Raw genomic sequence first — 14900 nt, forward strand, 5'->3', positions numbered from 1 at the left:
AATGAAAAAAGTAATGTTGGTATTTGGAACTCGTCCAGAAGCAATAAAGATGGCGCCATTGGTGAAAGAATTTCAAAAGTATCCTGAGTATTTTAAAACAGTCGTATGTGTGACCGGACAACATCGGGAAATGTTAGATCAAGTACTAAGCTTATTTGAAATCATACCGGACTATGATCTTAATATAATGAAGCAGGGACAAGATTTGTATGATGTTACAGCCCGTGTGTTAACCGGAATGAGAGATGTGTTGAAGGAAGCACAGCCCGATGTTGTTTTTGTACATGGCGATACTACTACTTCAACAGCGGCAGCTTTGGCTGCATTTTATCAGCAAATACCAGTAGCACATGTGGAAGCGGGGCTTCGTACACGTAATATCTATAGTCCATGGCCAGAAGAAATGAATAGACAATTGACGGGACGTATTGCTGGTTTTCATTTTTCTCCGACGGTTTTAAGCCGACAAAACTTGATTGATGAAGGTATCGCAGATAATAGAATTACTGTGACTGGTAATACGGTGATAGATGCCTTATATGTGGTGGTTGAAAAAATTAAAAGAGAAGTGGAGTTAGATGAAACATTGAGAGAAAAGTTAAAGGAGGTAGGATATGATGTGACTCGCTTGGAAGATGGTAGGAAAATGGTGTTGATAACAGGACATCGACGTGAGAACTTTGGTGATGGTTTTATTAACATATGTAAGGCTATTAAAACCTTGATAGATAAATATCCTAATGTGGACTTTATTTATCCTATGCATTTGAATCCTAATGTACGTAAGCCGATTCATGAAGTTTTTGGAGAAGATTTATCATGTCTTGGAAATATGTTCTTTATTGAACCGTTGGAATATTTGAGTTTTGTCTATTTAATGGAGAAGTCTACTATTGTTCTTACTGATAGTGGTGGCATACAAGAAGAAGCTCCGGGGTTAGGAAAACCAGTTTTAGTTATGCGAGAGACGACAGAACGTCCTGAAGCATTGGAAGCGGGGACTGTGAAACTTGTTGGAACTGATTATAATAAAATAGTAAATGAGGTATCTTCTCTTCTTGTAGATAGTATCGCATATGAAAAGATGAGTAAAGCCGTTAATCCTTATGGAGATGGACAAGGGTGTAAAAGGATAGTAAATAGACTTATTAAAGAAGTAGTAAAAGGGTAATATTTAATACTTGTAGTTTTAAAACTAAATTTTCGTCATCATCCGTCACTTCAACTATTAATCAGTTATCAATCAATGAGCTAAGAGTTACGGCAACCAGTGACGGCAAAGTGACGGCAGAATAAATCAAAATTTTGCCGTCACTTTTCTTTTTATCTAGAGTTTAGATATCCTATTGATAGTTGGATGCTTACCACTAAGAGAGTTTACTGAATGCTTATATCTAGACTATACTGCGCGTATTAGAGCAAATGCTAGTAATCTTAATATGCAGACAAGGCTTGGCCAATATGTTTTGTATGGTATATGTTCTCGTTCCATGTACGTGAAGCATTCGGACCACGTATGTGAACCCATGGGATCACGTACACGAACCGATGGGACCACGTACGTGGAACGAATTTTTGTTACTAGAAAGATACATAAATCTAGTATTGAAAACTACTTAATGGAGCCATGTCTTATTATTAAGTCAAAGAGATTATGTAAAGTTAATAGTAGAATTTTTATTTTGGAATAATACTGCTGAAATCCTTTTCTACCTGATATTTAATGACTATCTTTGAGACTCATAACCGTTTATAAATATAAAAATAGAATAAGGTAGAAATGAAGATAACACAGATAAGAGAAACAGAAAGCGCAGAAGCAATTAGTGTATTGAATTTAGAATCGTTTGTAGAAAAAATAAAAGTAGAGATTAAAGCGCGTCCGGTATCCGGATTTCGTGAGGCTTTGCATTATGTTTTACCCGGTGAATCTTGCCATCTTTCGGGTAAACTGCCTAAAATAATTCCAGCTGTTGCATTCGGACGTGTCAATGGAGTGAAGCGTATGAAGGCTTATAATGGCATTGTCGAGTTGAGTGTCGGTCCCCTTGCTGGAAAAGCAGAAATAGAGATCGTCAAGAAGAAAGCGGCGGAACTTCCGCAAACTAAACTTGCTTTTATGGGATCGAGCGGAAAGACCGTCAAGATATGGACTTATTTTACCCGACCGGATGGGACATTACCACAAACACAAGAGGAGGCAGAAATATTTCATGCCCATGCGTACCGGTTGGCGGTGAAATGTTATCAACCCCAACTTCCTTTTGACATTCAGATGAAAGAACCACTTTTGGATCAGTATTCACGGTTGAGCTATGATCCAGAATTGTTTTATCGGGAAGACGCAGTACCTTTCTATCTTTCCCAACCTTTCGGAATGCCTGCCGAGAACAGTTATCGGGAGAAGACGATTGCAGAGAAGTCACCTTTAAGTCGTGCCGTACCGGGGTATGATACAGAAGATGCGTTGGCTGTGCTATATGAGGCTGCTTTGAGGAAAACATTTGAAGAAATGGAAGATGGTTGGAAGCGGGATGATGATTTGCAGCCGTTAGTAGTGAGACTGGCAGAGAATTGTTTTCATTCCGGCATTCCGGAGGAAGAAGTGGTGCGACGGACCATTCATCGCTATTACAGGCAACAACAATCGCTGCTGGTCAGAGAAATGATAGGCAATGTGTATAAAGAGTGCAAGGGATTCGGTAAGAAAGACTTGTTGACCAAGGAGCAGCATCTTAATTTGCAAACGGAGGAATTTATGAATCGCCGGTATGAATTCCGATATAACACACAGGTGGGAGAGGTAGAATACCGGGATCGTTGCTCATTCTTTTTCCGTTTTCGTCCTGTAGATAAGAGAATACAGAACAGTATTTTGCTGGATGCCCAGAGCGAGGGGATTTCTGTGTGGGATCGGGATATCGATCGGTATCTGCATTCCAATCGTATATCTGTCTATAATCCGTTGGAAGAGTTTCTTTTTCATTTGCCCAACTGGGATGGAAAAGACCGGATTGGAGAACTGGCAGACAGAGTTCCCTGTGAAAATAAACATTGGATGATGCTTTTTCATCGGTGGTTTCTCAATATGGTAGCTCATTGGCGTGGGTATGATAAACAGCATGCGAACAGCACATCTCCGTTATTGGTCGGTGCGCAGGGTACCCGTAAATCAACTTTTTGTCGGGATCTGATGCCACCGGAACTTCGCGGATACTATACAGATAGCATCGATTTCGGCCGTAAACGGGATGCGGAAATGTATCTGAACCGTTTTGCACTAATCAATATTGATGAATTTGATCAGGTGACTCTGACTCAACAGGGATTTCTCAAACATATTCTTCAGAAACCTGTGGTGAATCTTCGTAAGCCTTATGGTAATTCCATACAGGAACTTCGGCGTTATGCTTCGTTTATAGGAACCAGCAATCAGAAGGATTTGCTGACTGATCCTTCCGGCAGCCGCCGTTTTATCTGTATAGAAGTAACTGATACTATTGATACGACCCGCCCTATTGACTACGGACAGTTGTATGCACAGGCTATGTATGAGATTTATCATGGAGAACGTTACTGGTTTGATGATGAAGATGAAGCCGTTATGACGGAAAGTAATCAGGAGTTTGAGCAGACTCCGCCAATGGTGCAGTTGTTCTATCGTTACTTTAGAGGTGCTGAGGATCATGAGGAAGGAGAATACCTGTATTTAATGGATATATTGAATTATTTGCAGAAGAAATCGACTATTCCTTTATCTTCCAATAAGGTCAATTACTTTGGAAGGCTACTGCAAAAAGCAGGGATACCCTCGAAACATACGAACAGGGGAAGGCTTTATAAGGTTGTAAAATTATAAAATACAGAAAGCATTTGCTGGTACTTTAGTGACCGAATGATACTGGTGACGGCAAAGCTGCGATTCGGAGTGACGGCAAAATGCCGGGAAGTTTTACCATCACTTTGCCATCACTGCTTGTTATTACTGCTATGTGATTGTATATCAATATATTGGCTCTAAAAGTGACGGATGACGGCAAAAAACATGTTTTTTTCTTTAAATGTATGGATGGGGTTAACTCAATATTGATACATACTTTTTTGCATAAAAGCTTTCTTTATTTAATTTATTTTATATCTTTGCTAGCATATCAAGATTACAATCAACTATTTATTCACATAAACTTAATAAAATTATGTTCAAAGCTCCTTTTTCTTTTGACGGTCGTATTCGTAGGATCGAATATTTCCTGTCTGGTATTATCGGTGGTATCGTTTTTGGTGTTGCCTATTCTCTCGGTTTAGCTACTTTGTTTCTTGGTGCGGCTGCCGGTTCCGCGGGTGGTTCCCTGTTTGGTATCTTGATTGGTATCGTAGCGGGAATAGCTTCCATATGGTTCTCTTTGGCGCAGGGCGTGAAGCGGTTGCATGACTTAAACAAGTCCGGTTGGTTGATACTCATTTGCTGTGTTCCTATCATCGGATGGGTGTTCAGTCTCTATATGTTGTTTGCCGATGGTACGGTAGGTCCTAATCAGTATGGTGAAGATCCGAAGAACCGTATGCCATATCAGCCGCAGCCAACTTCTGTAAATGTAACAGTGAATGTGTCGAGAGAAACTCCTGCTGAAGCATCTGCCGAAGAAGAAAAAACAGAAAAAGCCGAATAGTCTTTAATAAGCAGAAATATGGTTGCCTCTTGCAAAATTCGTTTTGCGAGAGGCATTTTTTTACTACCTTTGAGGATTGGTAAACAGAAAAAAGAAGATAAATATGAAAAAAGTAATTTGCAGTGAAAAAGCACCGGGAGCTATCGGTCCTTATAGTCAGGCGATAGAAGCCAATGGAATGGTATTCGTATCGGGTCAGTTGCCTATCGATGCGGCTACCGGAAAGATGGCGGAAGGAATTGAAGAACAGGCACGCCAGTCGTTGGAGAATATAAAACACATCCTGGAAGAAACAGGGCTGACAATGGGAAACATTGTAAAAACGACTGTATTTCTCCAGGATATGTCTTTCTTTGCCGGAATGAACGGTGTATATGCTACGTATTTTGACGGAGCTTTTCCGGCACGTTCGGCTGTGGCCGTAAAGGCTTTGCCGAAGGATGCGTTAGTGGAGATTGAGTGTATCGCGGTTCGCTAACAAATCGGCGACAATAAAACTGCTGCCTCCCACGAAGATGAAGTCTTTAGGGGGGCAGTTTTCTTTTGCTGCCCGCACGGCATCCACTACGGTAGGGTAGGAGGTGCCTTTCAGTCCCGCTTCCGAGGCCATTTTCATCAGCTCATCCTCCGGCATTGCACGTTTCACGCTCGCTTTTGTGAAATAGTAGGTGGCGTCTTTCGGCAACAGTTCCAGAACACTGCTGATATCCTTGTCGCTGACCATGCCGAATACAATATGCAATTCCTGATGCAACTTTTCGTGTATATACTTCAATTGCTTGCGAATACTTTTAAAGCCATCAGCGTTGTGACCTGTGTCGCAGATGAGGTCAGGATAGCTTTGGAGTTTCTGCCAGCGTCCCATCAGACCGGTCATCTCGCATACATTAGAGAATCCGGTATGGTAATCTTTATTACAGATTTCATATCCTAGGTTCTTTAAAATATCCAGTGCTGCCAGGATTGTGAGACAATTTTCTGTTTGACAGAGACCGCTCAGTTCGTAGTATAATCCCGTCATAAAACTGGAATTATGAATGGATATTGCGTCTTTTCTTTTATCCATGATTCTGTCTATCGCACGTATGGCGTCAGCCGGGTTGATAAGAGAGACAAATTGCATCATTTTCATTGGAAGCGTCTGTATCTGCTGAAGTTTTATTTCCTCCTCCAATAATTCCTGCAAATCGGCTCTGGACTCTTTCAGGTTATCATATGACAAATATTGCACATGGGTGAAACTCTTTAATTCTTCCGAGAAGGTGATGAAGGTATTCATTGCCTTGGCTTTCATCGTAAATACTCTTTTCACCGCTCCGGATACTTTTCCCACTACTACCGGAACATCTTCTTTGATAATTCCTGCCTTTTCTTTGGCTATTTTAGTCAGTGTGTGGCCCAGATATTGCATATGGTCGAAACCGATATTGGTAATAACACACAGATCGGGGGTGATGATATTGGTACAGTCCAGACGTCCGCCCATGCCTACCTCGATCACTGCCACATCTACCTTCTGATCGGCAAAATAGCGGAATGCCATTGCCGTGGTAAGTTCGAAGAAAGAAGGGTGCAGAGGTTCGAAAAAGGAACGGTGGTCTTCTACAAAGTTGACCACATACTCTTCGGGAATCATTTCACCGTTGATACGGATACGCTCGCGGAAATCGATCAGATGCGGGGAAGTGAATAACCCGACTTTATAGCCCGCGGCTTGTAGCACGGCAGCGATCGTATGCGAACAGGAACCTTTTCCATTTGTCCCGGCGATATGTATCGTTCTGAATTCTTGATGCGGATGACCTAAATGTTCGTCCAATTTGTGTGTTGTCTCTAAACCTGGCTTATATGCTTTACCACCTATTTGCTGAAACATCGGTGCACTTTCATATAAGTACTTTAAAGTGTTCTGATAATCCATGTTTTATAATATTTAACTCCGGGCAATCTTTATTGCTCGCAAAATTGTTTATCTTTAGAACCATCATTCCAACTGTAAACGGAGGATTGATGAATGAGACTGCAAATATCAACATTAAAATCTAAGAAATCATGGGAACTAAGAAAAATTTTGTAATTGACACAAATGTTATTCTTCACGACTATAATTGTTTGAAGAATTTTCAGGAAAATGATATTTATCTCCCCCTTGTCGTACTGGAAGAACTGGACAAGTTCAAGAAAGGAAACGAGCAGATTAATTTCAATGCCCGTGAGTTTGTCCGGGAACTGGATTTGCTGACAAGTGACGAACTTTTCTCTAAAGGAGTGAGTCTGGGAGAAGGATTGGGACGCTTGTTCATTGTCCCCGGCAATGTGGATGCTCCCAAAGTTCATGAATCTTTTCCGGTGAAGAAACCCGATCATCTGATATTGGCAGCCGTTGAATATCTGGCGGGTAAATATCCGAAGACTCCGGCTATCTTAGTGACCAAGGATGTGAATCTGCGTATGAAGGCACGTTCCATCGGTATTACCAGCGAAGACTATATCACAGATAAAGTATCCAATGTCGATATATTCGAGAAATCCAATGAGATCTTTGAAAACGTGGATCCGGCATTAATCGACCGCATCTATTCCTCCAAAGAAGGCATCGACCTGAGTGAATTTGACTTTAAAGACGTCATTCATCCTAACGAATGCTTTGTTCTGAAGAGTGACCGGAACAGTGTACTGGCACGCTACAATCCTTTTACCCATTCCATCTGCCGCGTCACGAAGGGACGCAACTATGGCATTGAACCTCGCAATGCCGAACAGAGTTTTGCTTTCGAGATACTGAACGATCCGAACGTCAAACTGGTGGCATTGACAGGAAAGGCAGGAACGGGTAAGACATTGCTGGCTTTAGCGGCAGCTTTAGGTAAGTTGACTGATTATAAGCAAGTATTGCTGGCACGTCCGGTGGTGGCGTTGTCCAACAAGGATATCGGTTTCCTTCCGGGAGACGCACAGGAAAAAGTTGCTCCATATATGCAACCGCTGTTTGACAACCTGAATGTGATCAAACGTCAGTTTGCCGCTAATTCGACCGAAGTGAAACGTATCGAAGATATGCAGAAGAGCGAGCAACTGGTGATTGAAGCGCTGGCATTTATCCGCGGGCGTAGTTTGAGTGAAATGTACTGTATCATTGACGAAGCGCAGAACCTGACTCCGAATGAAATAAAAACGATTATTACCCGTGCAGGCGAAGGCACGAAGATGGTGTTTACGGGAGATATCCAGCAGATTGACCAGCCGTATCTGGATAGCCAGTCCAATGGTCTTGTATATATGATCGACCGTATGAAAGACCAGAATATCTTTGCACATGTCAATCTGGTGAAAGGCGAACGCAGTCAGTTGAGTGAGTTGGCCAGTAATCTGTTATAAATAATAAAGAACTAAAAAAAAGAAGAATGAAGAATTACCGGTAGTATAAATGCGCCGGCGGATTCTTCATTCTTCTTTTTTATTCTTTGTTTCTAGTCCTTCATTCTTAATTTTCTTTCTTACCGAAATATTTTAGGAATTGCGTACGTTCGAACGTATTGATGCCTTGAACGTCTTTAATATTCAGTTTTCCTTTGAACTGAGCAATACTTTCGAAACCTTTCCGTTCCATCCATGCAGATAAGAAGCGGGTGGATTCTCCGATGAATGCGTTCGTGTTCTGATAGACAGCGCTGCAAACTTCTACGGCAGTAGCTCCGGCAAGGATTGCTTTTACTACTGCTTCCGGACTGGAAACACCACCGGAGGCTGCATAATCGATTTTGTCTACCACTGAGGATGCGATTCCAATCCAACGGAGAGGAGTGGCAAGATCGGTGGAAGTGCTGAATACTGCACCGGATATTTGTTCCATATTCTCGATATTGATATCCGGCTGGTAGAAACGGTTGAAGAGAACCACTGCAGCTGCTCCGTTAGCGTACAGCTGATCGATCAGAGCTACAGGATTTGTCAGGTTGTCCCCCAGTTTCATAATCACCGGAATGCTTACTGTCCGTTTGATATGACGCAGGATGTCGATATGACGCTGCTCAAATGAACCGTACGTATATTGTACATCCGATTGCAATGCCAGAATATTGATTTCCAGTGCATCGGCACCGGCTTCCTGTATCTGTTTGGCAAAGTCTATCCATTCCGCATCCGAATAGCAGTTGATGCTGGCTATGATGGGGATGTTACACTCTTTTTTGCTTTCCTTGATTAAGGTGAGATATTCAGCTAATTTATGTTCACGGATATATTCTTCCAGATAATCGCTTGCTTCCGGATAAAAAGCGGGATCTTTCAGTTGATCCGCTTCCAGCATGATTTGCTCCTCAAACAGAGATTTCAGTACGATGGCACCTGCACCTGCTTCTGCCAGTCTCTTATTTTTGCCGGCACTGTTGGTCAGTCCCGAACTACTGATAATGATTGGGTTTCTGAGAGAAAGCCCTGCGAAAGTAGTTTTTAAATCGGTCATAATTATATCTTTTTAAAGTAGTTGGCTACTGATTAATAGTTTCTTTCTCCGAATATCTTGCTTCCTACCCGTACCAGAGTGCTTCCTGCGGCGATTGCTTCGTGATAGTCATGTGACATACCCATCGACAATTCACGGAAAGTATCTGAATCGGCAAACCAGTTTGCTTTTATTTCCTGAAAGAGCCTATTCAGTAAACAAAATTCCTGGTTAATTTGTTCAACATCATCGGTGTTGCTTGCCATTCCCATCAATCCGCAGATGCGTACGTGAGACAGTTCTTTCCATTCGCCGGCATGCAGCATATCCTTGCATTCTTCGGGGCTGAAACCGAACTTGGTCTCTTCCTGTGCAACGTGAATCTGTAACAGACAGTTCACGATACGTCCCGCTTTGGCAGCTTGCTTGTTGACTTCCGTCAGCAGTTTGTACGTATCGATTCCATGTATCATCGCTACGTAGGGGATCATGTATTTGATCTTGTTTGTCTGCAAGTGCCCGATAAAATGCCATTCGATGTCTTTCGGCAACGTTTCGTATTTAGCTGTCATTTCCTGCACTTTGCTTTCTCCGAAAATACGCTGTCCCGCCTGATAAGCCTCTTCTATCGCTTCATTGGGATGGAATTTTGAGACAGCAACCAGCCGGACTCCTTGTGGGAGTTCGGCCAGCACTTGCTTAAGATTGTCAGCAATACTCATGGTTACTTATGCTTTTGACGGATCAAACTCTGGTTTGTCATTCGGTCCGGCACTGTAAGGATATACATCCATCAACGGGGTCTCGGATACCATACCGATCTGGTAGTCGGCCATCGTTCCTTTCATGCCTTCATCCAGCTTCTTCACTGCGTCGCGCAAGTCGGCAGCCTGAACCAGCACTTGGGTAGAAGTCTTTTTCTCTGCACCGCTTTTTTCGTCAAGGGTGATAAAGATAAGTTTGCACTTAAACCAGCGGTCGGCACTTTCCTCGTCGCTGGGGAAAAGTTCGCTATAGTTGGCACGTTTAATGTCCGATACTGTAAATTCTCCTGTTATAAATGGAGTCATCTCCTCGATAATACGTGCTTCTGCTTCTGTAAAGCTGAGTGCATCTACCAGATAAGGTTCAGTCACTTTCTTCTGCATTCCGTTTTCCATCGTTTTCTCGTAACGGATTTTGCACTCAAACCAAGTATGCATTGCCATAATTTTTCTTCTTTTTTAGTTTATTGATTCGTGTAAATTGCCTACAAAGATAAACAAAATACGAAGTAACTACCGAAAGATTTTTATTTTCTTTTATGCAGATTCCTCAATTCGAACGAAAGCATGACGCGGAAAAGTCCGATGATGAAGAAAGTAAAGGAAATCATGTAGACCACGTACAATGCACCTACTGCCGGTTGCCATAATATGATGAGAGCACAGATGATGGCGAGGATACCGAAGGCCATATACCAGCCCCAGTCGCGGGTGCCGTAACGTTTGAGGTCGATGGAATAGCCGGTAGAGGAAAAGCCCCGGAACATGAGCCAGAAGGCGATGATAAACGGAATCACTTCCATGCTGACCATCGGATAGGCAATCAGGTAAATACCTAAGATAAGGTCGATAATTCCTCCTACCAGATACCAGCCCCAACTCGGTACTCCCTTGCGGTTGCTGAGGGAGAATATAATTTCGAGAATACCGCTTATCAGCATCGATATGCTGAAAACGATGCTAAGTGCCACATAGCTGCTGAGAGGTGAGAACATAAGCCAAAGGGCGACAATAATATACACGATTCCTAACAGGAGAGAGGTCCACCAGTTTTTTACTGAATGTTTGATCTCATTGAAAACAGTTTCCATACGTTCTTTAATTTTAAATGAATACTCTGTGAATTTGTGGAGGAATAACAAATTGATTTTAGAAAAGGTTTTCGTGTGAACATATTCCGGGGATAAGTTGTTTTTATTATAAAGTAATTTTAAAATGTAAATGCAATATGGCAACAACAAATTTCAAAGGACAACCGGTGAAACTGATCGGTGAATTTATACAAGTAGGTAAAGTCGCTCCTGACTTTGAGTTAGTAAAAACAGATTTGTCTTCTTTCTCCCTGAAAGACCTGAACGGCAAAAATGTGATTCTAAATATTTTTCCAAGCCTGGATACCAGTGTCTGTGCAACATCGGTACGCAAATTTAATAAAATGGGAGCAGGTCTGAAAGATACGGTAGTATTGGCTATCTCCAAAGACCTTCCTTTTGCCCACGCACGTTTCTGTACGACGGAAGGCATCGAAAACGTAATTCCATTGTCAGATTTCCGTTTCTCTGATTTTGACGAGAGCTACGGACTGCGTATGGCAGACGGACCGTTGGCAGGCTTACTGGCACGTGCAGTAGTCGTAATCGGCAAAGACGGCAAAGTAGCATATACGGAACTTGTTCCGGAGATTACTCAGGAACCTGACTATGAGAAGGCATTGGCGGCAGTTAAAGAATAGGTAATAAGTATTAGGTATTAAGTAATAAGTATTAGGTAATAAGTATTAGCCGAAGTCGCTTATTTCATTATTGGCATTAATTATGCGGAGTATTACTTAATACTTATTACTTAATACCTATTACCTATTACTTTACATTAAACCTTAACCACATGGACAAAATTCGATTTTTCTTCATCGCCCTGTTAGGTATGGGCGCTGCACACTTGTCGGCTCAAACGGCCGATAGTACACAAACTTCTCCCTGGACAACGGAAGGTTTTGCCGGACTCAAGCTGACGCAGGTTAGTTTGACCAACTGGTCTGCCGGAGGTGACAATTCTGTCGCTTTTGACTTGCAAGGTACTTATCAGGCTAACTATAAAAAGGGAAAGCATATATGGAACAACCGTCTTGAACTGGCTTATGGCTTGAATAAGACAGGGGAGGATGGCATGAGAAAGGCCAATGATAAAATATATATGAATACCAACTATGGGTATTCTATCGCCAAAAACTGGTATGCAAGTGCATTTACCACTTTCCAGACACAATTCTCGCCAGGATACGACTATTCAGTCAATAAGGATGTCGCTATCTCCGAATTTATGTCTCCGGCATATCTGACTACCGGTTTGGGATTCACATATGATCCGGGAAAGATTTTCACGGTTGTATTGTCTCCTGCCTCTTGGCGCGGCACCTTTGTTCTAAATGACCGTTTGTCTGATGAAGGCGCTTTTGGTGTCGATCCCGGCAAACATCTTTTGTCGAGCTTCGGTGCTAATCTGAAAGGAGAGGTGAAATATGAATTCTTAAAGAACATGACTGTATATTCCCGTCTGGACTTGTATTCTGACTACTTGCATAAACCTCAGAATATTGATGTGAACTGGGAAGTGCAGATTAATATGGCAATCAACAAATGGTTCTCCACTACGCTGACTACCAATATGGTCTATGACGATGATATCAAAATAGTTCAGAAAGACGGCAGCAAAGGATCACGCCTGCAATTCAAAGAAGTACTGGGCGTAGGAGTGCAGTTTAATTTTTAGGTAATAGGTATTAGGTAATAAGTATTAAGTATTAAACCATGCGGATAAGCTGATAACACAGCAGCTTCGGTTAATACTTAATACTTATTACCTAATACTTATTATTTATTTCTCTTCATTCCTTTATAAACCAGAAAGCCCACGATGAATATTCCGATTGCGATGAAGCAATAGCCGATTTCGTGGCTGTATTCTGTTACTTTGGCAATCAGTTGTTCTTCGCTTTCGATGCCGGGCACTGTCGAGAGGTAATACCCGATTACGGCGAGGATTGTATTCCATAATCCGGCTCCGATAGTGGTATACAACAGGAAGGTGTGCATTTTCATGCGGGCAAGTCCTGCCGGTATGGAAATCAGTTGGCGAACTGCCGGAATCAATCGGCCGATGAAGGTGGAAAGTGCGCCATGCTTGTCGAAATAAGATTCGGCATGTTGTACTTTGGCTTCGTCGATCAGACACATGTGCCCGATGCGGCTGTTGGCAAATTTATAAATAATGGGACGTCCCAGCCATTTGGCCAGATAATAGTTGATTAATGCGCCGATATCTGCACCGATGGTGGCAAATAAGACTACCAAGTAAATATTAAGCTCGTCATTGACAGCTGCTTTGTATGCTGCCGGCGGGATGATCACTTCCGATGGGAAAGGGATGAAGGAGCTTTCTATAGTCATTAATAAAGTGATTGTCCAATAATTCAGATGTTCGAGACACCACTGGATAAAAGCTACTGATTCCATGTGTTTTTGGGCTAAAGTTTATTAATATAATTATTTATTTCCTTTCTCTTTCTTCATGCGCTTCCAGACTTCTTTGAGCATTTGTTCGCCTTCCTCCGTTTGGTTAGGTCTGGACAGCAGATCCAGAATGATGTCCTCGCTGATCGGATGGGCACTTTCACTGTTGTACTTGAAGAAGTCGTCTATCTCGTTATGCATCAGACTGAGAATACTCAGTTTCTCTGTGACGTCTGCATAGTTGGGATCAATCCGGTATGACTCTTCAAAACAGAGTTTGGCTTGATATAAGTACTCTGCGTCCGAATAGGCCAAAGCTACCAAATACCACATTTCTGCACTCGGTTCCATCACCAGTGCTTTGTCAAAAGCCTTGACTGCCTTTTTTTTCTGACCTTCCTTCATGTAGAGTTTACCTTCTGTCAGATGGATACCGGGATCATCCGGCTGGATCTTTTTGGCTTTTTTACATAACAGATGCGCTTCCTCATGCTTGCCTAGTTGGGAGGCGGCTACAGCTTTGTTGGTATAAGTATCTATCAATAGAGGAGAGTTGCCGGCTCCGTCTGCTACAAAACGGTCGATGACACGTTGGTAGCAATCGTCTGCTTCTTGCCATGCTCCTTTGTTGGAATATGCCATCCCCAAAAACATGTAACCCATTTCGGGAGGAAAGGCTTTGTATTCTATCGCCTTTGTATAATTCTCAATGGCGGCATCCGAATTGTTCAGATAGAAATAGCAATGTCCGCGGTAAGCGTAGGCTTCTCCAAACGTCTCGTCGGCAGCCAGTGCAAAGTCACAGGCTTCGATTGCTTTTTCGCTGTCTTCAGCTGCAAAGCGGCATTTGGCAAGTCCCACCCAGTAACTGGCATTGTAAGGGTCCATATCAATCAGTTGATTGTAATAGGTCGATGCGGCTTCGAGTTCATTGGTGCCTGCGAGATAGTCTGCCATGACAGCTATGAAATCTTCTTTTTTACCGAATCGGGGGGTACCTTTATCCAACCATTCCTTGGCGGCTTCGGGGTATTCCATATCCATATAGAGATAGATGATGTTAATAATTGTTTCCAGTTCATCCGTATCTTCTATGGTATCTAATGTGCTTCGGGCTGCTTCCAGTTGTCCTTCGTTCAGCAGAAGTTCCGCTTTCAGCATTTTTACATCAGTAATATAATCATCTGTGATGCTTTCTGCAACTTTTTTCGCCAGAGGTATTTTACCGGTATCAAGATAAAGATAGGCCTGCTCTACCAGTAGATCTGTGCTGTCGGGATGCAGGTGGAGGCCGTAAGTTATGACCTCTTGCGCTTCGTCGAATTTCCGTTCGGCAGCGTATCGGTCAGCAATGTCGGCTAGTTGGTCTCCGTCCAGATAGAGTTGTCGGTTTTCTGCTTTTGCCGTTTCATATTGAGCGATTAACTCGTTTAGTTCTTTATTTGCGGACGGTGAATTTTTTCTCCCCATTCTGATTTATTTTGATTTGAATAAAGCAGCGCTAAAAAGATGT

The 14900-nt window shown here is 42.4% G+C and carries 14 protein-coding genes; 7 read left to right on the plus strand and 7 right to left on the minus strand.

Annotation, left to right across the window (positions count from 1 at the left end):
• Position 1: 1 nt before the first annotated feature.
• The 4 genes from wecB (at position 2) to DW640_RS19770 (ending at position 5148) form a co-directional block, all read left to right on the plus strand.
• Positions 2 to 1171 (plus strand): non-hydrolyzing UDP-N-acetylglucosamine 2-epimerase, encoded by a 1170-nt coding sequence (gene wecB / locus DW640_RS19755; RefSeq protein ID WP_032850569.1) that lies wholly within the window; start codon positions 2 to 4, stop codon positions 1169 to 1171.
• A 609-nt stretch (positions 1172 to 1780) separates the two neighbouring features.
• Positions 1781 to 3859: a BT4734/BF3469 family protein gene (locus tag DW640_RS19760; RefSeq protein ID WP_117578864.1), complete on the plus strand. Its 2079-nt coding sequence runs from the start codon at positions 1781 to 1783 to the stop codon at positions 3857 to 3859.
• Between the two features lie 337 nt (positions 3860 to 4196).
• Positions 4197 to 4670, plus strand: a complete 474-nt coding sequence (locus tag DW640_RS19765) for a DUF805 domain-containing protein (RefSeq protein WP_008762435.1) — start codon at positions 4197 to 4199, stop codon at positions 4668 to 4670.
• Positions 4671 to 4773: 103 nt separating this feature from the next.
• Positions 4774 to 5148 (plus strand): RidA family protein, encoded by a 375-nt coding sequence (locus tag DW640_RS19770; protein WP_008762436.1) that lies wholly within the window; start codon positions 4774 to 4776, stop codon positions 5146 to 5148.
• Here the strand turns inward: DW640_RS19770 and DW640_RS19775 are convergent.
• Positions 5116 to 6591 carry a folylpolyglutamate synthase/dihydrofolate synthase family protein gene (locus DW640_RS19775; protein ID WP_055301227.1) on the minus strand — a complete coding sequence of 492 codons (1476 nt, stop codon included), beginning with the start codon at positions 6589 to 6591 and terminating at the stop codon, positions 5116 to 5118. The two genes, DW640_RS19770 and DW640_RS19775, sit on opposite strands and share 33 nt — an antisense overlap.
• A 131-nt stretch (positions 6592 to 6722) precedes the next feature.
• Here DW640_RS19775 and DW640_RS19780 point away from each other — a divergent pair, with 131 nt between their 5' ends.
• On the plus strand, positions 6723 to 8048 hold the full coding sequence (locus DW640_RS19780; RefSeq protein WP_008764954.1) for a PhoH family protein: 1326 nt from the start codon (positions 6723 to 6725) through the stop codon (positions 8046 to 8048).
• Positions 8049 to 8154: 106 nt separating this feature from the next.
• Here the strand turns inward: DW640_RS19780 and DW640_RS19785 are convergent, their stop codons facing one another.
• The 4 genes from DW640_RS19785 to DW640_RS19800 all read right to left on the minus strand — a co-directional run bounded on the left by DW640_RS19785 (position 8155) and on the right by DW640_RS19800 (position 10969).
• Entirely contained in the window at positions 8155 to 9135 is a 981-nt protein-coding gene (locus tag DW640_RS19785; RefSeq protein WP_016267231.1) for a dihydroorotate dehydrogenase-like protein, read from the minus strand.
• Positions 9136 to 9167: 32 nt separating this feature from the next.
• Positions 9168 to 9836, minus strand: a complete 669-nt coding sequence (locus DW640_RS19790) for a YggS family pyridoxal phosphate-dependent enzyme (protein WP_016267232.1) — start codon at positions 9834 to 9836, stop codon at positions 9168 to 9170.
• A gap of 6 nt (positions 9837 to 9842) precedes the next feature.
• Positions 9843 to 10322, minus strand: coding sequence for a DUF4494 domain-containing protein (locus tag DW640_RS19795; protein ID WP_008762440.1), 480 nt, complete (start codon positions 10320 to 10322; stop codon positions 9843 to 9845).
• Between the two features lie 83 nt (positions 10323 to 10405).
• Positions 10406 to 10969: an HdeD family acid-resistance protein gene (locus DW640_RS19800; protein WP_008762441.1), complete on the minus strand. Its 564-nt coding sequence runs from the start codon at positions 10967 to 10969 to the stop codon at positions 10406 to 10408.
• Positions 10970 to 11106: 137 nt separating this feature from the next.
• Between DW640_RS19800 and tpx the strand changes: the two genes are divergently transcribed.
• Both tpx and DW640_RS19810 read left to right on the plus strand, forming a co-directional pair.
• Positions 11107 to 11610 carry a thiol peroxidase gene (gene tpx / locus DW640_RS19805; RefSeq protein WP_008762442.1) on the plus strand — a complete coding sequence of 168 codons (504 nt, stop codon included), beginning with the start codon at positions 11107 to 11109 and terminating at the stop codon, positions 11608 to 11610.
• Positions 11611 to 11762: 152 nt separating this feature from the next.
• A complete protein-coding gene (locus DW640_RS19810; protein ID WP_008762443.1) occupies positions 11763 to 12647 on the plus strand; it encodes a DUF3078 domain-containing protein in 885 nt (294 codons plus the stop codon).
• A 101-nt stretch (positions 12648 to 12748) separates the two neighbouring features.
• Here DW640_RS19810 and DW640_RS19815 read toward each other — a convergent pair whose 3' ends face one another.
• Together DW640_RS19815 and DW640_RS19820 are read right to left on the minus strand one after the other, a co-directional pair.
• Positions 12749 to 13390, minus strand: coding sequence for a DedA family protein (locus DW640_RS19815; protein ID WP_008764956.1), 642 nt, complete (start codon positions 13388 to 13390; stop codon positions 12749 to 12751).
• A 30-nt stretch (positions 13391 to 13420) separates the two neighbouring features.
• Complete coding sequence (locus DW640_RS19820; RefSeq protein WP_117578865.1) at positions 13421 to 14857, minus strand: tetratricopeptide repeat protein; 1437 nt, start codon at positions 14855 to 14857, stop codon at positions 13421 to 13423.
• Positions 14858 to 14900 lie beyond the last annotated feature (43 nt).

Origin of the sequence: Bacteroides sp. AM23-12 (genome assembly GCF_003434395.1) — a bacterium.
Taxonomy (GTDB): Bacteria; Bacteroidota; Bacteroidia; order Bacteroidales; family Bacteroidaceae; genus Bacteroides; species Bacteroides thetaiotaomicron.

Coding starts and splice junctions, on each gene's coding strand:
- wecB (WP_032850569.1), top strand. CDS start 2: ATGAAAAAAGTAATGTTGGTATTTGGAACTCGTCCAGAAGCAATAAAG.
- DW640_RS19760 (WP_117578864.1), top strand. CDS start 1,781: ATGAAGATAACACAGATAAGAGAAACAGAAAGCGCAGAAGCAATTAGT.
- DW640_RS19765 (WP_008762435.1), top strand. CDS start 4,197: ATGTTCAAAGCTCCTTTTTCTTTTGACGGTCGTATTCGTAGGATCGAA.
- DW640_RS19770 (WP_008762436.1), top strand. CDS start 4,774: ATGAAAAAAGTAATTTGCAGTGAAAAAGCACCGGGAGCTATCGGTCCT.
- DW640_RS19775 (WP_055301227.1), bottom strand. CDS start 6,591: ATGGATTATCAGAACACTTTAAAGTACTTATATGAAAGTGCACCGATG.
- DW640_RS19780 (WP_008764954.1), top strand. CDS start 6,723: ATGGGAACTAAGAAAAATTTTGTAATTGACACAAATGTTATTCTTCAC.
- DW640_RS19785 (WP_016267231.1), bottom strand. CDS start 9,135: ATGACCGATTTAAAAACTACTTTCGCAGGGCTTTCTCTCAGAAACCCA.
- DW640_RS19790 (WP_016267232.1), bottom strand. CDS start 9,836: ATGAGTATTGCTGACAATCTTAAGCAAGTGCTGGCCGAACTCCCACAA.
- DW640_RS19795 (WP_008762440.1), bottom strand. CDS start 10,322: ATGGCAATGCATACTTGGTTTGAGTGCAAAATCCGTTACGAGAAAACG.
- DW640_RS19800 (WP_008762441.1), bottom strand. CDS start 10,969: ATGGAAACTGTTTTCAATGAGATCAAACATTCAGTAAAAAACTGGTGG.
- tpx (WP_008762442.1), top strand. CDS start 11,107: ATGGCAACAACAAATTTCAAAGGACAACCGGTGAAACTGATCGGTGAA.
- DW640_RS19810 (WP_008762443.1), top strand. CDS start 11,763: ATGGACAAAATTCGATTTTTCTTCATCGCCCTGTTAGGTATGGGCGCT.
- DW640_RS19815 (WP_008764956.1), bottom strand. CDS start 13,390: ATGGAATCAGTAGCTTTTATCCAGTGGTGTCTCGAACATCTGAATTAT.
- DW640_RS19820 (WP_117578865.1), bottom strand. CDS start 14,857: ATGGGGAGAAAAAATTCACCGTCCGCAAATAAAGAACTAAACGAGTTA.